The 21410-nt window shown below is 73.2% G+C and carries 18 protein-coding genes and 1 pseudogene; 10 read left to right on the forward strand and 9 right to left on the reverse strand.

Going from position 1 to position 21410, the window contains the following annotated elements:
• Positions 1-32: 32 nt before the first annotated feature.
• The gene (locus Nocox_RS11830) at positions 33-731 is read right to left on the reverse strand and encodes a CBS domain-containing protein (RefSeq protein WP_020545935.1); all 699 of its coding nucleotides are present in this window, start codon (positions 729-731) and stop codon (positions 33-35) included.
• 224 nt (positions 732-955) lie between these two features.
• Here Nocox_RS11830 and Nocox_RS11835 point away from each other — a divergent pair, with 224 nt between their 5' ends.
• Entirely contained in the window at positions 956-1414 is a 459-nt protein-coding gene (locus tag Nocox_RS11835; protein ID WP_020545936.1) for a hemerythrin domain-containing protein, read from the forward strand.
• A 27-nt stretch (positions 1415-1441) separates the two neighbouring features.
• Here the strand turns inward: Nocox_RS11835 and Nocox_RS11840 are convergent, their stop codons facing one another.
• The 4 genes from Nocox_RS11840 to Nocox_RS11855 all read right to left on the reverse strand — a co-directional run bounded on the left by Nocox_RS11840 (position 1442) and on the right by Nocox_RS11855 (position 5606).
• Positions 1442-2872 carry a nitronate monooxygenase gene (locus Nocox_RS11840; protein ID WP_020545937.1) on the reverse strand — a complete coding sequence of 477 codons (1431 nt, stop codon included), beginning with the start codon at positions 2870-2872 and terminating at the stop codon, positions 1442-1444.
• A complete protein-coding gene (locus Nocox_RS11845; RefSeq protein ID WP_020545938.1) occupies positions 2865-3884 on the reverse strand; it encodes an Acg family FMN-binding oxidoreductase in 1020 nt (339 codons plus the stop codon). Before Nocox_RS11845 ends, Nocox_RS11840 begins: the two co-directional genes overlap by 8 nt.
• A gap of 108 nt (positions 3885-3992) precedes the next feature.
• A complete protein-coding gene (locus Nocox_RS11850; RefSeq protein WP_020545939.1) occupies positions 3993-4784 on the reverse strand; it encodes an SAM-dependent methyltransferase in 792 nt (263 codons plus the stop codon).
• A gap of 57 nt (positions 4785-4841) precedes the next feature.
• Positions 4842-5606, reverse strand: coding sequence for a PP2C family protein-serine/threonine phosphatase (locus Nocox_RS11855; protein WP_020545940.1), 765 nt, complete (start codon positions 5604-5606; stop codon positions 4842-4844).
• A gap of 363 nt (positions 5607-5969) precedes the next feature.
• On the opposite strand from Nocox_RS11855, the gene Nocox_RS11860 reads away from it, so the two are divergent.
• The 3 genes from Nocox_RS11860 to Nocox_RS11870 are packed head-to-tail and all read left to right on the forward strand — an operon-like array spanning position 5970 to position 8925.
• Complete coding sequence (locus tag Nocox_RS11860; RefSeq protein ID WP_020545941.1) at positions 5970-7124, forward strand: sensor histidine kinase; 1155 nt, start codon at positions 5970-5972, stop codon at positions 7122-7124.
• Positions 7121-8254 carry a hypothetical protein gene (locus Nocox_RS11865; protein WP_157383341.1) on the forward strand — a complete coding sequence of 378 codons (1134 nt, stop codon included), beginning with the start codon at positions 7121-7123 and terminating at the stop codon, positions 8252-8254. The genes Nocox_RS11860 and Nocox_RS11865 overlap by 4 nt, the downstream gene beginning before the upstream one ends.
• Positions 8209-8925, forward strand: coding sequence for a response regulator (locus Nocox_RS11870; protein WP_026214918.1), 717 nt, complete (start codon positions 8209-8211; stop codon positions 8923-8925). Before Nocox_RS11865 ends, Nocox_RS11870 begins: the two co-directional genes overlap by 46 nt.
• A gap of 55 nt (positions 8926-8980) precedes the next feature.
• Here the strand turns inward: Nocox_RS11870 and Nocox_RS11875 are convergent, their stop codons facing one another.
• Positions 8981-9187, reverse strand: coding sequence for a PDDEXK family nuclease (locus Nocox_RS11875; protein WP_020545944.1), 207 nt, complete (start codon positions 9185-9187; stop codon positions 8981-8983).
• Positions 9188-9203: 16 nt separating this feature from the next.
• Positions 9204-9542 (reverse strand): annotated as a pseudogene (locus tag Nocox_RS44125) (Uma2 family endonuclease); the annotation flags it as partial.
• A 249-nt stretch (positions 9543-9791) separates the two neighbouring features.
• Here Nocox_RS44125 and Nocox_RS11885 point away from each other — a divergent pair.
• Complete coding sequence (locus Nocox_RS11885) at positions 9792-10457, forward strand: lytic polysaccharide monooxygenase auxiliary activity family 9 protein (protein ID WP_020545945.1); 666 nt, start codon at positions 9792-9794, stop codon at positions 10455-10457.
• A gap of 76 nt (positions 10458-10533) precedes the next feature.
• On the opposite strand, the gene Nocox_RS11890 is transcribed toward Nocox_RS11885, so the two are convergent.
• The gene (locus Nocox_RS11890) at positions 10534-10836 is read right to left on the reverse strand and encodes a hypothetical protein (protein ID WP_020545946.1); all 303 of its coding nucleotides are present in this window, start codon (positions 10834-10836) and stop codon (positions 10534-10536) included.
• A 450-nt stretch (positions 10837-11286) separates the two neighbouring features.
• Here Nocox_RS11890 and Nocox_RS11895 point away from each other — a divergent pair, with 450 nt between their 5' ends.
• The 5 genes from Nocox_RS11895 (at position 11287) to Nocox_RS11915 (ending at position 18303) form a co-directional block, all read left to right on the forward strand.
• Positions 11287-12354, forward strand: a complete 1068-nt coding sequence (locus Nocox_RS11895) for a C45 family autoproteolytic acyltransferase/hydrolase (protein WP_020545947.1) — start codon at positions 11287-11289, stop codon at positions 12352-12354.
• Between the two features lie 52 nt (positions 12355-12406).
• Entirely contained in the window at positions 12407-13555 is a 1149-nt protein-coding gene (locus Nocox_RS11900; RefSeq protein ID WP_020545948.1) for a CaiB/BaiF CoA transferase family protein, read from the forward strand.
• Between the two features lie 66 nt (positions 13556-13621).
• Positions 13622-14278 (forward strand): hypothetical protein, encoded by a 657-nt coding sequence (locus Nocox_RS11905; RefSeq protein WP_157383342.1) that lies wholly within the window; start codon positions 13622-13624, stop codon positions 14276-14278.
• A 37-nt stretch (positions 14279-14315) separates the two neighbouring features.
• Positions 14316-14642, forward strand: coding sequence for a hypothetical protein (locus tag Nocox_RS11910; protein ID WP_020545950.1), 327 nt, complete (start codon positions 14316-14318; stop codon positions 14640-14642).
• A 421-nt stretch (positions 14643-15063) separates the two neighbouring features.
• A complete protein-coding gene (locus Nocox_RS11915) occupies positions 15064-18303 on the forward strand; it encodes a M28 family peptidase (protein ID WP_020545951.1) in 3240 nt (1079 codons plus the stop codon).
• Here the strand turns inward: Nocox_RS11915 and Nocox_RS11920 are convergent.
• The gene (locus Nocox_RS11920) at positions 18300-21203 is read right to left on the reverse strand and encodes a helix-turn-helix transcriptional regulator (RefSeq protein ID WP_033410575.1); all 2904 of its coding nucleotides are present in this window, start codon (positions 21201-21203) and stop codon (positions 18300-18302) included. The two genes, Nocox_RS11915 and Nocox_RS11920, sit on opposite strands and share 4 nt — an antisense overlap.
• Positions 21204-21410 lie beyond the last annotated feature (207 nt).

Here is a 21410-nt window from a genome sequence, read left to right on the forward strand (position 1 = left end):
CGCATGCGATCACAGCTTGAACCTTAGACGGATCACCGGGCGGACGGGCTCCCGTGCCGCTCCCTCCGCCAGGCGAGGGACGGGCGGACGTCCACGATCCCGCCGAGCCCTTTGGCGAGGTGCACGGCGGCCGCCGCCTCGGTGCGGGTCGCGGTCCGGCCGGACAGCGTCACGATGCCGTCCCGCACCTCGACCTCGATGCCGCGCCGGTCGGTCCACCGCTCCGGGATGGCCTCCTCGACCCAGCGCTTGAGCTCGGCGTCGTCCCGCGTGTACGCCTTCAGCAGGTCACGCCGGCTCACCACGCCCAGCAGCCGCCCCTCCTCGTCCACGACCACCAGCCGCCTGACCCCGCGCGCGTCCATGAGCTGCGCGGCCGTCACCGTGGACGTCTCCGGCGCGACCGTGACCGGCGGCGACGACATCAGCTCGGCCGCCGTCACGCCCCCGGCCTTGCGCCGCCCGTCCTCGCCGCGCCCGGCCAGCAGCCGGCGCAGCCTGGCCCGCAGCCGCGGCCGGTAGCCCTCGTCCCGGTACAGCTCCCTGAACTCCTCCTTGCGCAGCAGGTCGGCCTCGGAGACGACGCCGATCACCCGCCGCTCCCCGTCCAGCACCGGCAGGGCGCTGACCCCGCGGCTCACCAGCAGCGCGGCGAGGTCCTTGAACGGCGTTCCCGCCTCGGCCGCGGCCACCCGGGTGGTCATCACGTCCCGCACGCTGATCCGCATCATGATCTGCTCCTTCCTCCCCTCCCATGGGATCGCGCAGGGAGGGCCCGGCCTCAGGGCCGGAAGTCCTCCGGCGCGGCGCTTTGGTCCAGGGCGTTCGCCCTGCTGAGCGCACTTAGGACTCACGGCCCTGGGCAGAGGACCTTCGGCCCTGCCCGGCCGGTCGCCGGTGCGGCAGGCTCGAAGCACGGAGAGGTGACGTCGTTCGTCGCGGGGGAGGACAGGACATGTGCAACTACTGCGGCTGCCGGGAGTTCCCGCTCATCGGCCGTCTGTCCCAGGAGCACTGGGACATCCAGGAGAGCGCCGGTGAGCTGCGGAGGGCCGTCCGCGCCGGGCGGCAGGCCGAGGCCGTCGCCCTTCTGGACGAGCTGCTCGCCCGGCTGCTCCCGCACACCGCGGTCGAGGAGGACGGCCTCTTCGCCGAGCTGCGCGCCGAGGGCACGCTGACCGCCGAGGTGGAGCGGCTGTGCGCCGAGCACGGCGCCATCCACGGGGTGCTCGGCACGGTGGACCGGGCCGCGCCCGACTGGGCCGCCGTGTCGGCCGCGCTCGACCTGCTGATCCAGCACATCGACCACGAGGAGCACGGGCTGTTCCCGGCCTCGGTCATCATGCTGCCGCTGTCCGCCTGGGACCGCATCACGCCGGTCGCCACGGAGCACCCGGCGGGATCGGGAACGTGAGCCGCCCGGCTCCTTGACGGTCCGCGTCTACACGTGGGCCTGGAGCAGGAGACGGGCCACCACGTCGGCCGCCGAGTGCTCCTCGGGCAGGCCGTCGAGGAAGCCCGCGTCCTGGCCGAGGGTGAGCAGCGCGGGCTCGGCGTAGCCGTCCGCGCGGTGCTGGCCCAGCCCGATGGCGGCCAGCAGGCCGTTGCACAGGCAGCGCCGCCCCTCCGTCTCCTCCGCGGGCCGGCCCTTGCGGACGTAGACGTCCACCGGCTCGGCGGGGCAACGGTAGCCGATCGAGCCGTCCGCCCGCTCGTACGGCGTGCGCAGATAACCCATGTCGCACAGCCGGGGACGGGAGGCGTACACGTCGGGGTCCGACAGCGTGCCGGGCACCTCGGCCACCTTGAACGGGAACCCGGTGGGCGAGGCCAGCGGGTCGTTGCGCACCTGCAGCGTTCCCGCCGCCGCCCGCTCGCGCAGCGTGCGCCGCAGCCGCGGGTCGAGCCCCGACTCCCGGCACAGCGCGAACGCCGAGCCCACCTGGACGCCGGCCGCGCCCGCCGCCCAGGCCCGCTCCACGCCGCCGGGGGTGCCGTAGCCGCCGGCCAGCCAGAACGGCAGCCCCAGCGCCGCCACCTTGGCCAGGTCGGGCGCGTCGCGCGGGCCGTACACGGGCTCGCCGGCCTCGTCCAGCGTCATCCGGCCGCGCGGCGGCGCGCTGTGGCCGCCGGCCACCGGCGTCTCGATCACGAAGCCGTCCGGCCGGGTCGCGGGGGAGCGGGCCAGGTACGCGGCCAGCACGTGCGACGACACGATCGCCAGCAGCCGGGGCCGGGCGAGCGGCGTCAGGCGGCGGCCCAGCAGCGCGACCGGGTCGAGCCCGACGGTGTGCCCGCCGCCCTCGCCGGCCACGGCGACGGAGACCCGCGCGGGGCGGTGCTCGGCCAGGTCGTCGAGCAGGCGCGGGATCTCGGCCGGGATGCCGGCGCCCACCAGCACGTAGTCCACCCCGGCCAGCAGCGCGCCGTAGGCGGCGGCGGGGGTGGCGAGCTGGATCTTCTCCAGGTAGTTGACGCCCACGGGCCCGTCGTGGCCCTCCTTGGCGAGGAACACCTCGGCGAAGTTGGCCACCACGGTGAGCTCGTCGCCCGCCCTGCTGCCGCGCAGGCCGAGCCGCGGCACCGGCCGGTACGGCACCCCGGCGCCCGTGCCGCCGGGCACGAAGTAGCGGGCGAGCACGCGCTCGGCGACCTCGGGCACCGGGAAGCAGGCGAGGGCGCGCCGCAGGTGGCCGCCGGGGTCGCCGCGCTGCAGCCGCCGGGCGAGGGTGACGTCCAGCGCGGTGCCGGACACCACGCCGAGCTGTCCGGTCGCGGCCACGGCGCGGGCCAGCCGCCAGCCGGACACGCCGACCCCCATGCCGCCCTGGATCAGCGCCGGAAGGCCGGGGAAGGTCCGCGGGTCAGGCACGCCGTGCCTCCAGGCCGTCCAGGACCTCCGCGACGGGACGCCGGGGGACGCGCGGGACCGGCGGGCCGTAGCCCAGCCTGATCAGCATCTGCACGTGCCCGAACGGGCCGGCCGCGTTGTCGCCGCGGTGCTGCGGCGGACGCAGGTCGAGCGGCTGGCTGAACAGCGACGCCGCCACCCCGTGCGAGGTCGCCGTGAGCAGCACCCGCTGGAGCGCCTGCCCGGCGCGCAGCCAGTCCCGCGGCCCGTCGCCGCGCGTGAACAGGGCCGCGAGCTGCGGCTCCGGCTCGAAGTCCGCGGTTCCGACCCGCTGGCCGAAGTCGCGCATCGGCAGCCGGCCGTCGCGCGGCCGGGGTCCGGCGGCGTGCTCGGGCACCCCGTCGGCGCGCGCGTCCGTGACCGTCCAGTGGGCCAGCTCGGCCCGGTACGCCGGATCGTCCGCCAGCGTGTCGTCCGCCATGGCGACCAGCTCCAGCACCCGCCGCGCGGTGCGTCCGGAGACCGGCACCAGCGTCGCCGACTCGGCGTGCGCGGCGTGCACCAGGCCCACGACGATCTCACGCGGCACCGGCCGGTCGTCATAGGGGAAGCGGTTGGTGCGCCGGTGCGGGATCATGGCGTGCAGCAGCAGCTCGTCCGCCGTGGGCGGGGCGCCGGGCACGGCGTGCACGGTGGCCAGCAGGTCGGGGCGCTCGGCCGGGTCGGGCAGGATCCTGACGCGGGCGTCGTGCCCGGTCACCCGCACCGCCAGCCGCAGGTTGTACAGCGCGGCCCCGCAGCTCAGGCCGAGCCCGCGCCCCATCGGGTCGGTGACGGTCAGCAGCCGGTCGAGGTCGGCGTACAGCTCCATGGTGGCGTCGTCGGCGCAGTGGAAGCGCCACGGCTGGGTGTTGTGCACGGACGGCGCGGCGGCGGCGGCGCCCACGATCGCGCACACGTCCGCGACGGACGCGAACGGCGGCTCCAGAGTGGCGGCCGGCGCGTGACGGCCGCCCGTGCCGGGATCGGTCACCGGGGCACCCCCGGCAGAGCGGTAACAGCGGACATGGGATCACCATCCCGCGGCGGGCCGGGCCGGCGGCAGGGACCAAAGTCCCTCGTATCGGGTCCGATGGACCAATCAGCGCTTACGGCCGACGCCGCCGTACATCCAGGCGAGGTCGTCGGGGAAGAGCGGGGTGTCGTGCCACTCGGAGACCGCGACGAGGCCCGGCTCCAGCAGGTCGAACCCGTCGAAGTAGCGGGCGATCTGCTCGCCGGTGCGCGGGGTGCGGTGCATGGCCTGGTTCGAGGTGGCGGCCAGGTAGTCCTCGGCCACGTGCGGCGGCACGAGGTCGAGCGTGAGGTGGCTGAGCACGAGGTAGCTCCCCGTGGGGAGGGCGTCGGCGTACGTCCTGACCAGCCCGGCCGGGTCGTCGGCGTCGGGGATGTGCATGAGGATGGCGACCATCATGAGCGCGACCGGCTGCGAGAAGTCGATGATCTCGCGTACCTCGGGGTGCTCCAGGACGGCGGCGGGATCGCGGACGTCCGCCTCCAGGTACGCGGTCCGCCCCTCCTCGGTGCTGGTCAGCAGCGCCCTGGCGTGGGTCATCACGATCGGGTCGTTGTCGACGTAGATCACCCGCGACTCCGGCGCCTCCGCCTGGGCCACCTCGTGGGTGTTGCCCTGGCTCGGGATGCCCGTCCCCATGTCGAGGAACTGCCGCACGCCCAGCCTGGTCAGGTGGCGCACCGCGCGGCCGAGGAAGGCCCGGTTGTTCCTGGCGCTCTCGCGGATGCCCGGCACCGCCGCCATCGTGGCCTCCGCGACCCGGCGGTCGGCCTCGAAGTTGTCCTTGCCGCCCAGCCAGTAGTCGTAGACGCGGGCCGAGTGCGGGATGTTGGGATTGATGCCCGGTGGTGCGCTCATGCCGGGAAATCCTAGATCAAGAAGCTCGCCCGGCGGGGCTTGTCCCGTCGGATGACCTCATACCGTCACGAAGTCGGCGATCACCACCGTGGCGTCCTCCTTCGGCTCGACCGCGGCGAGCTCGTCGTAGAGCCGGTCCAGGCACGACACGGGCGAGGCGCTGCCGGTCAGCAGCTCCGTCACGCGCTTGACGCCGAGCGCCCGTACGACGCCGTCCGTCATCATCACCACCCGGTCGCCCGGCCGCACCGCCACCGCGCCGACCTCGGCGTTGAGCGCCGAGGGCCGGCCGAGCGCGCGCAGCGGCGGCCCGTCCTCGAAGGAGTGCGACGTGGTGAGCGGCGCCGGCGCCCCGCCGCGCGGGCAGTGCCAGATCGCGCCGTTGCCCACGTGGGCGAAGCGCAGGCGCGGGCTCTCACCGCCGTCGAGGACGATCACGTCCAGGGTGCCGGCCAGGTCCGGCATGGCCGGGTTGCGCAGCGCGGCGTTGCGTACCGCGCGATGCGCGGCCTGGACGTGCTCGTCCAGGTCCTGCTCGCGCGTGCCCCCGTGCTGCGGACGCCCCGCGATCACGGCCGCCAGCGCCAGGGCGGCGGCGACCTGGCCCGGCCCGGACCCGGCTCCGCCGTCGGCCGCCGCGATCAGCCGCTCCTGGATGACGTACGCGTCCGACGACCGCCCGTGCGAGCCCTCGAACGTGCCCCCCACCGCCACCAGCCGCGGCCTGGTCACCGGCATGCCCGGCGGCCACTTCCCGCGCCTGCCCTGCACGGTCATCACGGACAGGCACCCGACCAGGATCGAGATCACGAAGAACGTCATGAGGTCCCCTCCCGCCGCGTCCCTCGCGGCACCCGCCAGTAGACGCTCCCGTCACACTGGACGGCTGACGGCCGATCGGCCGTCGTAGCGTTATGACGGCCTATTTCGGCACATGTCGACATGACGGCTGTTCGACCGTCGTGCCGGGAAAAGCGGCCCGGACCAGGGTGTGGAGGGGCGATGCACGCCGCACCGAGCCGGCCCTAGGAAAAACAGCCATGCGACCCTTGACCCCGAACGCCGCGACGGCCGGGAACGTGCCTTACCGGTCATCAGGAAGAACACCTGACGTATCCTTTTTGCCCACCTTGAACTGCGTTATCGTGAGACCCGTCTTGTGCTCCCATCGTGTGCGGACGGCCCATGTCTCACCCCCGCTCCACGAGGTACGACTCCGCGACCCGGCAGCTGGAGAAAGCCACCGCCAGAACGGCCGCGGGCGCGCGCAGCGCGGTGGGTGCGGTGGCGGTGGTCGCGGCCTCCTTCGGCGCCGTCCCGCCGGTCTCGCTCTCCTGGCTGGCGCCGCTGCTGGCGATCCACCTCGTGCTGACGGCGGGCTACGCGCGGGTGTGGTGGCGTACGGAGCTGGTGCCTCGCCGGCTGGTGGCCGCTGATGTGGCCGTCACGCTCGCGCTCTGCCTCGCCCAGCGCTTCCTGGTCGCCGAGGAGGCCCTCGCCAGCGGGGCGAGCTGGGTGTCCGGGCTGGTCACGATGACGATCGTCCTCGCCGGCATCGCCTGGCGGCCCGCCCTCGCCGTGCCCGTCGGCCTCGCCGTCGCCGGGGCGTTCGCGGCCGGCGTGCGCCTCGCCTCCGCCACGCAGGACGTCGTCGTGCCCACCGGCGTCCACCTCGTGCAACTGCTCGCCATCGTCATGCTGATGACGCTGCTGCGCCGCTCGTCCGCCGAGACCGACGCCTTCCTGGAGTGCAGCGTACGCGCCGAGATCGCGCTCATGGTCGAACGGCTGCGCCGCGAGGACCAGCTCAAGCAGGTCGGCAGCATCCACGAGACCGCGCTGCACACGCTCGGCATGGTCGGCCTCGGCACCTACGAGCGGCCCACGCCCACGCTCGCCGCGCAGGTCCGTACCGACCTCGCGGCGCTGGAGAAGCTGCGCGACACCCCCGGCGGCGACTCCGTGCCGATCGCCCTCGACGCCCTCCTGGACGAGGTCGCCGGGCGCGTCAAAGGGCTGGAGGTGCGGACCAGCCTCGTCCCCGAGACCGTGCCTGGCGACGTCGCCGAGCGCTTCGCCCGCGCCGTCACCGAGGCCCTGTCCAACGTCGCCCTGCACGCCGGCGTACGGGAGGCCGAGATCGTCTCCACCCGGCGCGGCGGCGAGATCGTCGTGGAGGTCGCCGACCGCGGGCGCGGCTTCGACCAGGACCGGCTGCCGCCCGACCGGTTCGGCGTGCGCGGCTCCATCCTCGACATGATGCGCTCGCTGCCCAACGGCGGCGCCCGCATCTCCTCCGGCGCCCAGGGCACCCGCGTCAGCCTGTGGTGGCGGCCATGACCGAGGAGATCGAGCAGGTCGCCCAGCGCTACGCGCGCTACACCGCGCTCGGCGCCGCCGTCATCGCGGCCGTCTGGCACCTCGGCTACGACCTGACCGTCACGCTCACCGGCTGGCAGTCCTTCCGCCTGCCCTGGCTCAACATGGCCGCCTGGCTCGCCTACACCGCCCTGTTCGCCGTCGCCCTGCGCTCGCTGGCCCGCGACTCGCGCGGCCCTGCCAGGATCCGCGAGCCGGCCGTCGCCGCCCTCGCCCTGGACGTCGCGGTGATCGCCGCGCTGCCGCCCCACGAGCTGCTCGGCATCAGCGACTGGGCGTGGGGCTCGGTCGGCTGGATCGGCGTCATGCTCGTGTGGGGCCGGCCCGGCTGGCGCGGCGAGCTGATCGCCTTCCTCGCCGGCAACGCCGCCATCATGCTGGCCGCCATGGCCGTCACCGGCACGCTCGACCGCGTCTCCGTCTCCAAGTATCTGGTCGTCATCGTCGGCGGCATCACCATGCAGCTCGGCTACACGTGGGGCTGCCACCTGCTGCGCGCCCGCGCCGAGGACGCGGTCGTGCTGGCCCGCCGGCTCGCCGCCGACGACGCCCTGCGCGAGTCGGCCCAGCGCATCCACACCGACCGGCTGCGCAGGTACGCCGCCATCCGCGACGTCGCCGAGGAGCTGCTGCAGCAGCTCGCCGACGGCGCCGACCCCGGCGACCCCCGGGTGCGCGACGACTGCACGGCCGGCGCGATGCGGCTGCGCCGGCTCATCACCGAGCGCGAGGACGTGCCGGACGAGCTGGTCTCGGCGCTGCGCGAGCGCATCGAGGCGGCCGAGCGGCGCAAGGTGATGGTGACGGTGCCGCCGTTCGGCGAGTTCCTGCCGAGCCTGCCGGACGGCGTCCGCGAGGACCTGCTGCGGGCCCCGGTCCGGGCGCTCGACGGCGCGCGGACGCGGGCGCGCGTAACGGTGTCGGCCATGTCCACGATGGTGAGCGTGGCCGTGGTGGCCGACAACGACGACCTGCCGATCAGCCACACCCCCGTGCGGGAGCCGAGCGGCGTGGTCGTCACCTATCAGCGGCAGGGAGGGGAGGTATGGGTCAACAGCATCTGGCAGCGGAGCCCGGTGCCGAGCCGGTGACGGTGGCCCTGGTGGAGGACCACCAGGTCGTGGTGGACGGCGTCCGCTCCTGGTTCGGGCCGTCGCCGGGCCCGGTGGCGCTGGTCGCCCAGGGCCCCACCATCGAGGCCGTCCGCGGAGTGACCGCCGACGTGCTGCTGCTCGACCTCAACCTCAACGGCACGATGGTCATCGACCGGGTCTCCGAGCTGTGCCAGGGCGGGCAGCGGGTCATCGTCTTCTCCGAGCACGAGGAGCCGGAGACGGTGCGCGCCGTGCTCGACGCGGGAGCCTCGGCCTTCATCGGCAAGGGCCGCGCCACCCGCGAGTCGTGCCTGGAGACCATCCTGGAGGTCGCCGCCGACCGGCCCAGCGTCACGCCCCCGATGGCCCAGGCCATCGCCACCGACGAGCGCCCCCACCGGCCGCAGCTCTCCGACAAGGAGCGCGAGGCGCTGCTGTTCTGGTTCCAGTCGATGTCGAAGGCGTCGGTGGCGGCCCGGATGGGCATCAAGGAACGGACCGTGCGTCAGTACATCGACCGGGCCCGCGTGAAGTACGCCGCCGCCGGCCGGCCCGCCCCCACCAAGGAGAAGCTGCTCATCTGCGCCATCCAGGACGGCCTCATCCAGCCCGACGAGGTGACCATCTACACGTCGCTGGCCGCCCGCACCTCTCCCGAACCCCACTGAAGCGCCTGGCCTCGGTCCTTCCGGCGGGAGGGGGCCGGCAGGGCCGAGGTCCAGGTCACGCGGCGAACGCGGCGGGGTCGACAGCCAGGGGGAAGGGCCGGCTCAGCTCGGCGACGGACCCCGCCTTGTGCACGGCGGGCGGTCCGTAGGCGTCGCCGTCGAGCTCGTACACGTAGAGCGCGGGCCCCTCGTCCGGCTCGACCCGCCAGTAGACAGGCACGCGCGCCTGCGCGTAGCCGAGGGTCTTGTACCTCTTCGTCACGCATCCTGGTGCTCGGGCTGCCCACTTCGACGGCGAGCAGGAGGTCGGTCGGGCCGAACATGAGCCCGACCGTGTCCACGAGCTCGCGCGGCACGACGACGATGTCGGGGATGTAGAAGTCCCTGTCGCTGATGCGCAGGTTGACCGTCGGCAAGGTCGTCAGATGCGGCGGCTGGGCCTGCGCCAAGGCGAACAGCGCATTGCTGATGGACCGCTGATGGTAAGGAGTGGAGGCCGGGCTCACCAGCAGGTTCCCGTCACACAGCTCGTAACGCTTCCCGTCGTCGGGAAAGGTGAGCAGATCCTGGACTGTGCAGGAGGAATCGCGGGGACAGCCGGGCTCGATCGGCTCCATCGTGGTCACGTGCGCAGTATCCGCGACCTCGCCCGCGCTCACATGCGTTTTCACCGAGTTGATCACGCTGGGTGACCTGGCGGCGGTGAAAGTTTCACCTAGCTGGAAAGCCCTTTCCGCTGCTCACCCCCGGTCATCCCGAACCTGACAACCGCGCTCACTTGGTGGCGGGCGACACGGTCAGATAACGTCCGGCCGGGAGCGCTCCTCGACACCGGAACCCCCCGACCGGAACACGGAGACCGCACTATGCCCCGAGTCGCACCGAACCGCTGGGCGCTGCGCGCCCTGGCCCTGCTGATGTCCCTGGCGATGATCGTCGTCGTCCCGATGGCCGAGACCGCCTCCGCGCACGGCTCGGTCGTGGACCCGGCCTCGCGCAACTACGGCTGCTGGCTGCGCTGGGGCAGCGACTTCCAGAACCCGGCCATGGCCCAGCTCGACCCGATGTGCTGGCAGGCGTGGCAGGACAACACCAACGCCATGTGGAACTGGAACGGCCTCTACCGCGACAACGTCGGCGGCAACCACCAGGCCGCCATCCCCAACGGGCAGCTCTGCAGCGCCGGCCGGACCCAGGACGGCCGCTACCGCTCCATGGACACCCCCGGCGCCTGGACGGCGGCGGCCATGAGCAGCACCTTCAACATCCGGCTCACCGACCAGGCCAGGCACGGCGCCGACTACATCCGGGTCTACATCACCCGCCAGGGCTACAACGCCCTGAACACGCCGCTCGGCTGGAACCACCTGGAGCTGATCAAGGAGACCGGCAAGTACGCCCCCAGCGACACGTACATGATCAACGGGATCGGCAAGGGCTCGCGCACCGGCCGCCACGTCGTCTACACGATCTGGAAGGCCTCGCACATGGACCAGACGTACTACTTCTGCAGCGACGTCACGTTCAGCTGAGCCTCCCCGGCCCCTGGCAAGACCCCCGCCGGGCGCGGTCCGCCGCGTCCGGCGTCCGGGCGGTTCACTCTTCGACTCACTCTTCGACGCACCCGCACGGCGCCGTGACCAGCGTCCCGGCCTCCTCGTCCACGTGCGCCACCGTCCGCGCGCCCATGCAGGCCCGGCAGCCCAGCGCAGCCGCGACGTACGGGTCCGTCCACACCTTGTGCTTCCAGGCCGGCGGCGGCGCCGGGGGCGGCATGGTGCCACGTTCGGCCGGCTCGTTCGATCCGCCCACCTGGCCGCGGCCACCGCAAAACCGGCACGCGAGGAACAGCGGGCCGAGCACCTGGCCGCGTTCGCCACCGCACTCGGGGCAGACGATGGGATCCGTCACCTACGGCCGGTCCCGCTGCACGTCGCGCACTGTACCCATCTGCGTTCCTGGTCCTTCTTGCCGTTGAGCTCCATCCACTCGCCGCCCGCGCCGAGGCAGGTTCGGCAGATCGGAGGTTCGTCATCCTCGCTCTTGCCCATACCCGGACGGTAGCCGAGCCAACGCGCCCCGTCTGTCACTCGGGTGGGAGGGAGCCTGTATCGAGCCGGGTTCGGCAACCCTGGCCCCGTCATTGACGGGTCACTGCCTGATGAACGTCCACCGGCCGTCAGCGTGAACACCGATCAGGACCGTGCCATCCGGGAGCAGCACCTCGCCCCGGTAGGAGCCGATCTCGTCGACGCACAGGGGCCAGTGTGGGGCGCGAGGTTGCCGGGTCGCCGCACGGGGTACTGGCCTTGGCGTTCACCGCCGACCGCCCCCCGGCTCGCCCGACCTGATGGACCGTTCATGACCTTTCCCACGTTCGTCTCCACCGAGCTCGACCCCCGCGCCCGCGGCAAGGAGCTCGGCGCGGCCCGGCGCGCGGCCGTCGCCGCCAACTTCGCCGGCTACGCCGACCTGTTCGCCGCCGCCGGGGCGCGGGCGTCGCGGGTTCGGGCGTGGGGTGAGCGGGCGCTCGACAGCAGCGCGGCCTGGGCGCCGCGGCTGGCCGAGGAGATCGCCGGGATCGCCTCCGGCGCCGGGCTGGAGCCGTGGCAGGTGGCCGTGGTCAACGCCCGTACGGAGATCCTGGCTGCTGTGGACGCGACCGGCGAGGGGGAGTGCTCGACCTCCGTCGTGCTGCCCGGCTCCGGCGGCGCGCCGCGGACCGTCCAGACGTGGGACTGGCACGACCACCTGCGCGACGCGCCCATGCTGTGGGAGCTGGAGCCGTTCGCCGGGCACGTGGTGCGTACGTTCACCGAGGCCGGGGCGCTGGCCAAGATCGGGGTGAACACGGCCGGGCTCGGCATCCACTTCAACCTCCTGCGTCACCGCTCCGACCATGACGGCATCGGCGTGCCGGTGCACCTGATCGCCCGCCGCATCCTGGACGAGGCCGCCACCGCCGAGGAGGCCGCCGCCCTCGCCCGTTCGGCCACGGTCTCGGCCTCCACCGTCATCACCGTCGTCACGGCGCGGGCGGCGGCCTCGATCGAGATGTCCCCGGCCGGGGTCGCCGTCGTGCCGAGCGGCCCGGACGGCGTCCTGCAGCACTGCAACCACTTCCTCGACGCGGCCCTCGCGGAGGAGGAGCGGCACTCCAGCGACCGGCCCACCACGTACGAGCGGCTGCGGCACCTCAACGCCCACGTCGCGGAGCTGAGCGCGGCGGACCCGACCGCCCGCGCCCGCGCCATGCTCGGCCACGCACCCGGTCACGCCCCCGTCTGCGCCCACCCCGACCTGACCCAGCCGATCCACCAGCGGTGGGAGACGCTCGCCACGATCGCGCTCGACCTGCCCGCCGCGCGGCTGCGGGTGCACCGGGGCGGCCCCTGCCGGGTGGCGGAGGAGACCTGGCAGGTCTTCTAGCGGGTGCCCCGGTACGAGCCGGGCGGTGCGCTCCGGTTAGGGTGCGTTGACCATGAATGTTCCGGAGGGCGCCCTCGACGGGCTGCTGGTGGCCGATTTCAGCCGGGTGCTGGCCGGCCCGTACGCCACGATGCTGCTGGCCGACCTCGGGGCCGAGGTCGTCAAGGTGGAACGGCCGGGCGCCGGGGACGACACTCGCGAGTGGGGGCCGCCGTACGGGCCGGGCGGCGAGGCCACGTACTTCCTGGGCGTCAACCGCAACAAGCGCTCCATCGCGCTCGACCTGCGGGCGGACGCCGAGGTGGCGCGGGCGCTCGCGGCCCGCGCGGACGTCCTGGTGGAGAACTTCCGCCCCGGCACGATGGACCGGCTCGGCCTCGGCTACGACGCGCTGCGCGAGCTCAATCCCGGGCTCGTCTACTGCTCGATCACCGGCTTCGGCTCCGGCGCCGGGGCCGAACTGCCCGGGTACGACCTCATCGCGCAGGCCGTCGGCGGCCTGATGAGCGTCACCGGCGACCCGGACGGCCCCGGCACGAAGGCGGGCGTGGCGCTGGTGGACGTGATCACCGGCCTGCACGCCGCGCTCGGCGTCATGGCCGCCCTGCGTCACCGCGAGCGTACGGGTGAGGGGCAGCGCGTCGAGGTCTCGCTCCTGTCGTCGCTGCTGTCGGCGCTCACCAACCACGCCTCCGCGTACGCCGCCGCCGGCGTGGTGCCGCGGGCGATGGGCAACCGGCATCCGAGCATCGTTCCGTACGAGGTGTTCGAGACCGCCGACCGGCCGCTCGTCATCGCCGCGGGGAACGATCGCCAGTTCCAGGTTCTCTGCCGCGTGCTCGACCGCCCCGACCTGGCCGCCGACCCCCGCTACGCCACCAACGCCGGCCGCGTCACCGCCCGCGCCGATCTGGTGGACGAGCTCAACGCCGCGCTGCGCGGCCGGCCGGCGGACGCCTGGTTCGAGCTGCTCACGGCCGCCGGCGTGCCGTGCGGGCCGATCAACGACCTGTCCGCCGCGTTCGCGCTCGCCGCGGACCTCGGCCTGGAGCCCGCCGTGGACCTCGACGGCGTCGGCCAGGTCGCGAACCCCATCCGCCTCGCCGAGACCCCGCCCTCCTACCGCCGCCGCCCGCCCGCTCTCGGCGCGGACGAGGCGTGGGTGCGCGCGCTCCTGGAGGGCGATCAGGGCCGGGAGTAACGCCGGGGGCGCGTCGAAGGATGTTCTCCATAATCGGCGCGGTCTCCGGGACGGACGGTTTGGAACGTGACAGTGCCCCCAGCGCCCTCGGTGCCCCCACCGCCCAAGAAGGACCATCGCGTCCAGATCGTCGTCGCGGTCATCGGCGCCTGCGCGGCGATCCTCGCGGCCGTCATCCCGGTGGTGGTCAGCCGGTTCGACGACCCCGAGCCGACCCCGTCGCCGACGGATTCCGCGGTGGTGACGAGCGTGACCCCGTCCGACGAGGATCCGCCGTCCGTGGACGACACCCCGTCCGTGGACGACACGCCGGCCGTGGACGATCCGCCGGAGACCACGCCGCCCGGCCCCGACCCCGCGCTCGCCGTGCCGGAGGACTACCGGGGCTCCTGGAGCGGCCAGGTCGACTGGCGTCCGCCACTCCAGGGCTCCTACAGCACGACCCTGACCATCTCCGCCGGCTCCCTGGGCGGGATGGTCGGCCAGTTCAGCGCCCAGGGCGACACGTGCCGTGGCGCGCTCTGGCTGGAGGCCGGCGGCGGGCCGATCGTGCTGCGGCTGAAGACGACGTACGACGGGGGCGGCTGCTCCAGCCTCGCGGACGTGAAGCTGACCCTGGACGACGACGGCGACCTGCGCTACGAGCTGATCGCCGCCCAGTTCCCCCAGGGGTTCGTCAACCAGCCCGCGCCGCCCGCCACGGGCACCCTCACCCGCGACTAGCGGGCCAGGTCCAGCACCGCGGTGGTGGGTCGCGCCCTTGAAGTCGACGGCCTGGCCGCTCTCGCGCAGCGTCGGGACCTTCTCGACGACGGTGACGTCGAAGCCGCGCCGGGTCGGCCAGGAGGCGAGCGCGGGGCCGCCGATGCTCGCGCCGCTCGCCGTACTGGGCGTCGACGATCCGGTCGAGCCCGACCGTACGGCCTGCTTCCAGCAGCAGCAGGGCGAGCAGCGCGCGCGGTCGCGGGCCGCCCACGGCGACCGGGTCGCCTCCGGCCGGACGCACCTCCAGCGGCCCCAGGATGCCGAACTGCATGACGCCGCCTGTCCAGCATCGTACGCACTACCCGAGTACGGATGGGTGTGACCAGCGGTAACACAAATGTCGGTATGCCTACCGATGAACATACGTATTTTCCCGCGATGAACGAGCGCTTAGCCTCTGGCGACAACAAGGCGAAACGGTCCGCACGATCATCCGTCACCCTTTCTCACCCCCCACTTTTCCTCATGCCTCGCGATCCAGGTGACCCCTGACCGCGTGGTGGCCCGCGTGCGCCCAAAGGCGGCAACGGCCGGAGGGAGAACGCCGAAAGGAGCACCACAGCGTGAAACGCCAAGCCTTACTCGCGGCGGTCGTCGGCTTAGCCACGGCCGCGACCCTGACGCTGCAAGCGTCACCCGCGAGCGCCGCGCCTCCCGGGGCCACCCGGGGCCAGGACAGCGGCACGTCCGCGCGTGCGGCGGCAGACCCCGCGTCGCTCGCGGCAGCAGTCGCAGACAAGGCAGTGTCGAGCGGGCTCGACGAGCTGCGCAGAGGGCCCGACGAGGCCTACAGCCGCGTCGCCGTCACCCCCGGTTCGAGCGAGATGTTCTACGTCGCCTATGAGCGCACCTACAAGGGGCTGCCCATGGTCGGCGGCGACGCCGTCGTCGTCACCGACGCGGCGGGCCACGTCAGGGACACCGTCGCCGCCACCGGCCCGATCTCCCGCGACGTGCCGACCAAGGCCACGATCAGCGCGGCCAAGGCCACGGCCGTGGCCAAGTCCAGGCTCTCGCGCGTGGACGACAGCGCCGCCCCGCGCCTGGTCGTGCTCGCCTGGGGCGAGCAGCCCACGCTCGCGTGGGAGGCCAAGGTCAGCGGCCTCGCGAACGGCAAGCCGAGCGTCCAGAACGTGTACGTCGACGCCCGCACCGGCAAGGTGGCCGACGCGGTCGAGCTCGTACGCGAGGGCAGCGGCAACGGCTTCTACAACGGACAGGTCACGATCAACACGAGCGGCTCGGGCAGCTCGTACTCGATGACCGACACCACCAGGCCGGGTATCCAGTGCGGCGGGCAGGGCGGCACTGCGTACACCGGTACCGATGACGCGTGGGGCAACGGCCAGGGCACCAACCTGGAGACCGCCTGCGTGGACGCGCTCTACAGCGTCCAGCGCGAGTGGGACATGCTCAGGGACTGGCTCGGCCGCAACGGCATCAACGGCAGCGGACGGGGCTTCCCCGCCCGCGTCGGCCTGAACGACGTCAACGCGTACTGGAACGGCAGCTACACGAACTTCGGCCACAACCAGGCCAACACCCAGCAGGCCACCCCGATCGACGTCGTGGCCCACGAGTTCGGCCACGCGATCTTCCAGACCACCCCTGGCGGGGCCGGGTCGGGCAACGAGAACGGCGGCATCAACGAGGGCACCGGCGACATCTTCGGCGCGCTCACCGAGGCCTACGCCAACAACCCGAACGACCCGCCGGACTACCTGGTGGGCGAGGAGGTCAACCTCGTCGGGCAGGGCCCGATCCGCAACATGTACAACCCGGGCGCGCTCGGCGACCCGAACTGCTACTCCTCCTCCATCCCCAACACCGAGGTGCACTCGGCGGCCGGCCCGCTGAACCACTGGTTCTACCTGCTGGCCGAGGGCAACAACCCCGGCGGCGGCAAGCCGTCCAGCCCGATCTGCTCCGGCGGCCCGTCGTCGGTGACCGGCATCAGCATCCAGAAGGCCGGCAAGATCTACATGGGCGCCCTCAACCGGAAGACGTCGTCCTGGCGTTACACCAACATCAGGGCGGCCTCCGTGGCCGCGGCCATCGAGCTGTACGGCGCCAACAGCGCCGAGTGCAACAGCACCAAGGCGGCCTGGAGCGCGGTCAGCGTGGCGGCGGCCTCCGGCGAGCCCGCCTGCGGCACCGCCCAGCCCGACTTCTCGCTGTCGCTCAACCCGACCTCGGGCAACGCGCAGCCCGGCGGCACCGCGACGGTCACGGTCGGCACCCAGACCACCTCGGGCAGCGCCCAGACGGTCAACCTGACCGCCTCCGGGCTGCCGAGCGGGACCACCGCGAGCTTCAACCCCTCGTCGGTGACCTCCGGCAACTCCTCGACGCTGACGCTGAACGTCGGCTCCTCGACGGCGCAGGGCACGTACCAGATCACGGTCACGGGCACCGGCTCGACCACGCACACCGCGACCTACTCGCTGACGGTCGGCACCGGCGGCCCCACCGACCAGGTTCCTGACGTCAGCGTCACCAACGTCAAGGCGCACCTGTCGCAGCTCCAGAGCATCGCCACCAGCAACGGCGGCACCCGCAGGTCCACGGGCCAGGGCTACCTCCAGTCGGTCTCGTACATCGAGCAGAAGCTGCAGGCGGCCGGGTACACCGTGGTCAGGCAGAGCTGCAGCGTCTCCTACTGCACCAGCGGCGCGGGCCCGAACCTGATCGCCGACTGGCCGGGTGGCGACGCCAACCAGGTCATCATGTCCGGCGCCCACCTGGACAGCGTGTCCGCGGGACCCGGCATCAACGACAACGGCTCCGGCTCGGCCAACCTGCTGGAGGTCGCGCTGACGCTGGCCCAGAAGAACCCCACGCTCACCAAGCACGTGAGGTTCGGCTGGTGGACCGACGAGGAGCAGGGGCTCAACGGCTCCGAGGCGTACGTCGCCTCGCTCAGCTCCACCGAGCGGTCGAAGATCAAGGTCTACTACAACTACGACATGACCGGCTCGCCCAACGGCGGTTACTTCATCAACAACATCACCACCACGGGCGCCTCCTACCTGAAGGAGTTCTACGACAAGCTGAACCTGCAGCCCGAGGAGAACACCGAGGGCGCCAACCGCTCCGACGACGCCTCCTTCCGCAACGCCGGCATCCCGAGCTCGGGTGTCGCGGCGGGCGCGAGCGCGACCAAGACGTCGGCGCAGGCGTCCAAGTGGGGCGGCACGTCCGGCCGGGCCTACGACTCCTGCTACCACTCCTCGTGCGACACCACGTCCAACATCAACGACACGATCCTCGACCGGGCGGCCGACGCCGCCATCTACGCGATCTGGAAGCAGGCGGTCGGCGGCACCACGCAGCCGCGTGACTTCTCGCTCTCGGCGAACCCCGGCTCGGGCACCGTGCAGGCCGGCGCCACGGCCACGACGACGATCGGCTCGACCACCACGAACGGGACCGCCCAGACGGTGAACCTGTCCGCGAGCGGCCTGCCGACCGGCGCCACGGCCAGCTTCAACCCGGCCGGCATCACGTCGGGCGACTCGTCCACGCTGACGATCGCGACCTCGCCCACCACCCCCGCGGGCGCCTACCCGATCACCGTGACCGGCACGGGCGAGACGACGACGCACACCACGACGTACAACCTGACCGTCCAGGGCACCTCGGGCGGCCGGACGTTCACCAACGACACCGACTACCGCATCAACGACTTCGCCAACACCCAGAGCTCGATCACGTCCACCGCGACGGGCGCCGCGACCTCCCCGGTCCAGGTGTCCATCACGATCAACCACACCTGCGCCGAGGACCTGGACATCTGGCTCCGCGGCCCGAACGGCACGTGGTACGTGGTCGACGCCTACGGCGGCACCATCTGCACCGACTACGGCACCAGGACCTTCTCGGTCCCGGTGAGCCAGCAGGCGGCCGGCACCTGGGTGCTCGACATCGAGGACGTCTACGCCGGTGACACCGGCTACCTGGACTCCTGGAGCATCACCGTCTAACCGCCGGACTCGGGAGACGTGGGCCCCGGCCGGTCGTCCGGCCGGGGCTCCTTCACGTCGTTGCGGGTGCGTACGCCGAGCTTCTGCAGCACCCGCGCGACATGCGTGTCCACCGTCCGCCGCGACAGGAACAGCACCTCGGCGATCTCCCTGTTGGTCCGGCCGAGCGCGACGAGCCTGGCCACTTCGGCCTCCCTCGGCGACAGCACGCCGCTCCTGCCCTTCCTGCCCCGGCGCGGCGCGCTCCCGGGCCCGATCTCGCGCAGCAGGTGGCGGCAGCGGGCCGCGTCGTGGGTCGCGCCGAGCCCGGCGTACCGCTCGCAGGCGTCCGCGATCAGGTCGGCCGCCCGTGCCCGGTCGCCCATCGCCAGCCGCGCGCCCGCCTCCGCCTCGGACGCCCGCGCCACGCTGTAGGGCCGCGGCATCGCCTCGTACGCCGCCCGCGCCCCGGCGTAGCACCGGGCCGCCTCCTCGTGCCCGCCCCCGGCGCGGGCGATCGCGCCCCTCGCGGTGGCGAGGCCGGCGTGCGCGGAGGGCGCGTCCCTGCCCTCGATGCCCGCCCCGAACTCGGCCACCAGGTCGGCCGCCTCGCCCGTCCGCCCGGCCTTGAGCAGCGCCTCGACGGCGGGCGGGACGAGCTGGTCGCCCCACACCCACATGCCCTTGCGCCGCAGCCTGGCCACCGCGCGGTCGGCCTCGGCGAGGGCCTCGTCCAGGCAGTCGCGGGTCAGGTGCAGCTCGATCAGGCCGCCGGAGGCGAAGGCCGCGACCGGCAGGAACCCGGACTCGACGTCGTTCACCCCGGCCGCGACCAGGTGCTCGATGGCCTCCTCCCACTCGCCCCGCGCGAGGGCCAGCATGCCGAGCGCGAGCCGGGCGTCGGAGGCGAGCAGCGGCGCATCCGGCGTCATCTCGACCGCCGTGACGGCCCGTTCCCGCAGCCCCTCCCAGTGCCCGGTCAGCAGGTCGAGCCTGATCGACGACAGCTCCACCAGGAACTCCGGGTACAGCGCGCCCGTCTCCTCGGCGATCCGCCTGCTCTGGTCGGCGAAGCGCTCGGCCGCCGCGTAGTGGCCGAGCCCGATGGCCGCGTCGAACAGGTTGGAGTAGCCGCGCGCCACCTGCCTGCGCACGGCCGCCGACGGGTCGTTGGCGGGCAGGGCCGCGGCCAGCTCGAGCGCGTCCGGCGAGCCGAGCATCATGGCGAGGCTCACCTTGTTGGCGTGCACGGCGGCGGTCAGCTCGGGGTCCTGGTCCTCGACCGTGGCGAGCAGCTTCTCGGCCTGGTTCATCCACTCCTCGTGCGTGGCGAGCGGTTCGTCGCCCCAGGGCGGCATCGCCAGCAGGGCGAGGCCGCGGGCCGCGAGGCTCGGCCGGTCGTGCAGGTCGGGGAGCGCGAGCAGGATCTCCTGGCGTCCCGCGGCGACCGCGCCGGCCTGGTTGGACAGCAGCACGCCCAGGTTGAGCCGGGCCTCGCCGCGTACGTGCCGGGACAGGAAGTCCTCGGCCAGCAGGTGGCGCAGGGAGCGCACCACGCGCCGGTAGGACAGCCCGATCGCGGCGACGCGGCTGAGCCGCAGCGCGAGCGGGCCGCGCGCGTCGTGCGGCAGCTTGGGGTCGGCGAGCATCCCGGCCAGCACCTCGACCGCGAGCGGGATGTCGCCGATCGCGGCGGCGCGGTCGGCGGCGGCCGGGCCGTGCCGCTGCCAGGCGGCGAAGTCGCCCGCCCGCCTGGCGTGGTAGGCGAGCTGGACGAGCGGCGGCGGGTCGAGCGCCGACAGCGCGGTCACGGCCCGCTGGTGCGTGAGCCGCCGGTCGGGGCCGGGGATCGCCTCGTAGACGGCCTGCTGGGCGAGGGAGTGGCGGAAGCCGTACTGGCCGTCCTCGTGTTCGAGCAGGACGCCCGCCTTGAGCGCCTGGCTCAGCCCGTCACCGGCCGGGTGGCCCGAGACGGCGGCGATGAGCTGCTCGTCGGCGGCGAGGCCCAGCACCGCGGCGGCGTGCACCGCGTGCAGTGCGGCGGGCGAGAGCCCGGTGAGCTGCTCGGCCATCGCCTCGCGCAGCAGCGGCGGCACCGCCATGCGCTCCAGGACCTCGGGCTCCTCCTCGCCGCCGACCAACTGGCCCTCGTCGTCGAGCAACGAGCGCACCACCTCCTCGATCACGAACGGCACCCCCGCCGTGCGGTCGCGCAGCTTCGTGACGAAGTCGGACGTCAGCGTCGACCGGCCGAGCAGCGCGCGGGTCAGGTTGCGCACCCCTTCGACGTCGAGCGGCGTGAGCGTGATCACCTCGCTGCGCACCCCCGCCGGCCGCCGGTAGGCGTGCCCGAACGGCAGCCCCGGCACCGGCAGCCCCTCCCTGCGGAACGTCACCACGAGCGCCAGCCCTGGGGGCGGCTGGTCGGTGAGGAAGCGCAGCAGGTCGCGGGTGCCGTCGTCGGCCCAGTGGAGGTCCTCGACCACGAGCACCACGGGCCCGGCCGCGGCCAGCAGCGCGTGCACGGCGCGGAACAGGCGGTGCCGTTCGGCGCGCGGGTCGTCGAGCGGCGGCGGCGAGGGCGCGGGCGGCAGATGGCCGGCGAGCTCGGGCAGGTAGCCGCGGAGCGTGCCGGTGACCGGGTTGAGCGTGGCCGTCTCCGGCAGCGCCCCCGCGACGTGACGCAGCGCGTCGAACACCGGCCCGTACGGGAACGGCTCGCGGATCTGGTGACAGTGGCCGATCAGGACCGTGTGCTCTCCTTCAGGCAGGAGGTCGAGCGCGGCCCTGACCAGCCGGGTCTTCCCGATTCCCGCCTCGCCCTGCACGAGGATGACGGCCGGCGGACCGCTGATGGCGTCGAGGAGCACGTGTAACTGGGCGTCACGTCCGATCAGGCCAGGAGAAGCGAGGCGTGTCATCGGGGTCTCCGTAAGAGTGCAGGTTGACTCCCCCTGTCGGAATACTGTTATCCACCACCGGTCAGGGGGTGGTCAACCCTCAATGCCGCCGGAGGCCGCCCCGTCGGTCAGGGGGCGACGGGCGCCTTGTCGCCGGTCGGCTCCGGCGTCTCGGCCAGGTCCACGCTGTCGCGGAGCTTGGCCGGCTTGAGGAACAGGGTGGCGCAC

The sequence above is a fragment of the Nonomuraea coxensis DSM 45129 genome (assembly GCF_019397265.1).
In the GTDB taxonomy this organism is placed as follows: Bacteria; Actinomycetota; Actinomycetes; order Streptosporangiales; family Streptosporangiaceae; genus Nonomuraea; species Nonomuraea coxensis.

Coding starts and splice junctions, on each gene's coding strand:
- Nocox_RS11830 (WP_020545935.1), bottom strand. CDS start 731: ATGATGCGGATCAGCGTGCGGGACGTGATGACCACCCGGGTGGCCGCG.
- Nocox_RS11835 (WP_020545936.1), top strand. CDS start 956: ATGTGCAACTACTGCGGCTGCCGGGAGTTCCCGCTCATCGGCCGTCTG.
- Nocox_RS11850 (WP_020545939.1), bottom strand. CDS start 4,784: ATGAGCGCACCACCGGGCATCAATCCCAACATCCCGCACTCGGCCCGC.
- Nocox_RS11855 (WP_020545940.1), bottom strand. CDS start 5,606: ATGACGTTCTTCGTGATCTCGATCCTGGTCGGGTGCCTGTCCGTGATG.
- Nocox_RS11860 (WP_020545941.1), top strand. CDS start 5,970: ATGTCTCACCCCCGCTCCACGAGGTACGACTCCGCGACCCGGCAGCTG.
- Nocox_RS11865 (WP_157383341.1), top strand. CDS start 7,121: ATGACCGAGGAGATCGAGCAGGTCGCCCAGCGCTACGCGCGCTACACC.
- Nocox_RS11870 (WP_026214918.1), top strand. CDS start 8,209: ATGGGTCAACAGCATCTGGCAGCGGAGCCCGGTGCCGAGCCGGTGACG.
- Nocox_RS11885 (WP_020545945.1), top strand. CDS start 9,792: ATGCCCCGAGTCGCACCGAACCGCTGGGCGCTGCGCGCCCTGGCCCTG.
- Nocox_RS11895 (WP_020545947.1), top strand. CDS start 11,287: ATGACCTTTCCCACGTTCGTCTCCACCGAGCTCGACCCCCGCGCCCGC.
- Nocox_RS11900 (WP_020545948.1), top strand. CDS start 12,407: ATGAATGTTCCGGAGGGCGCCCTCGACGGGCTGCTGGTGGCCGATTTC.
- Nocox_RS11920 (WP_033410575.1), bottom strand. CDS start 21,203: ATGACACGCCTCGCTTCTCCTGGCCTGATCGGACGTGACGCCCAGTTA.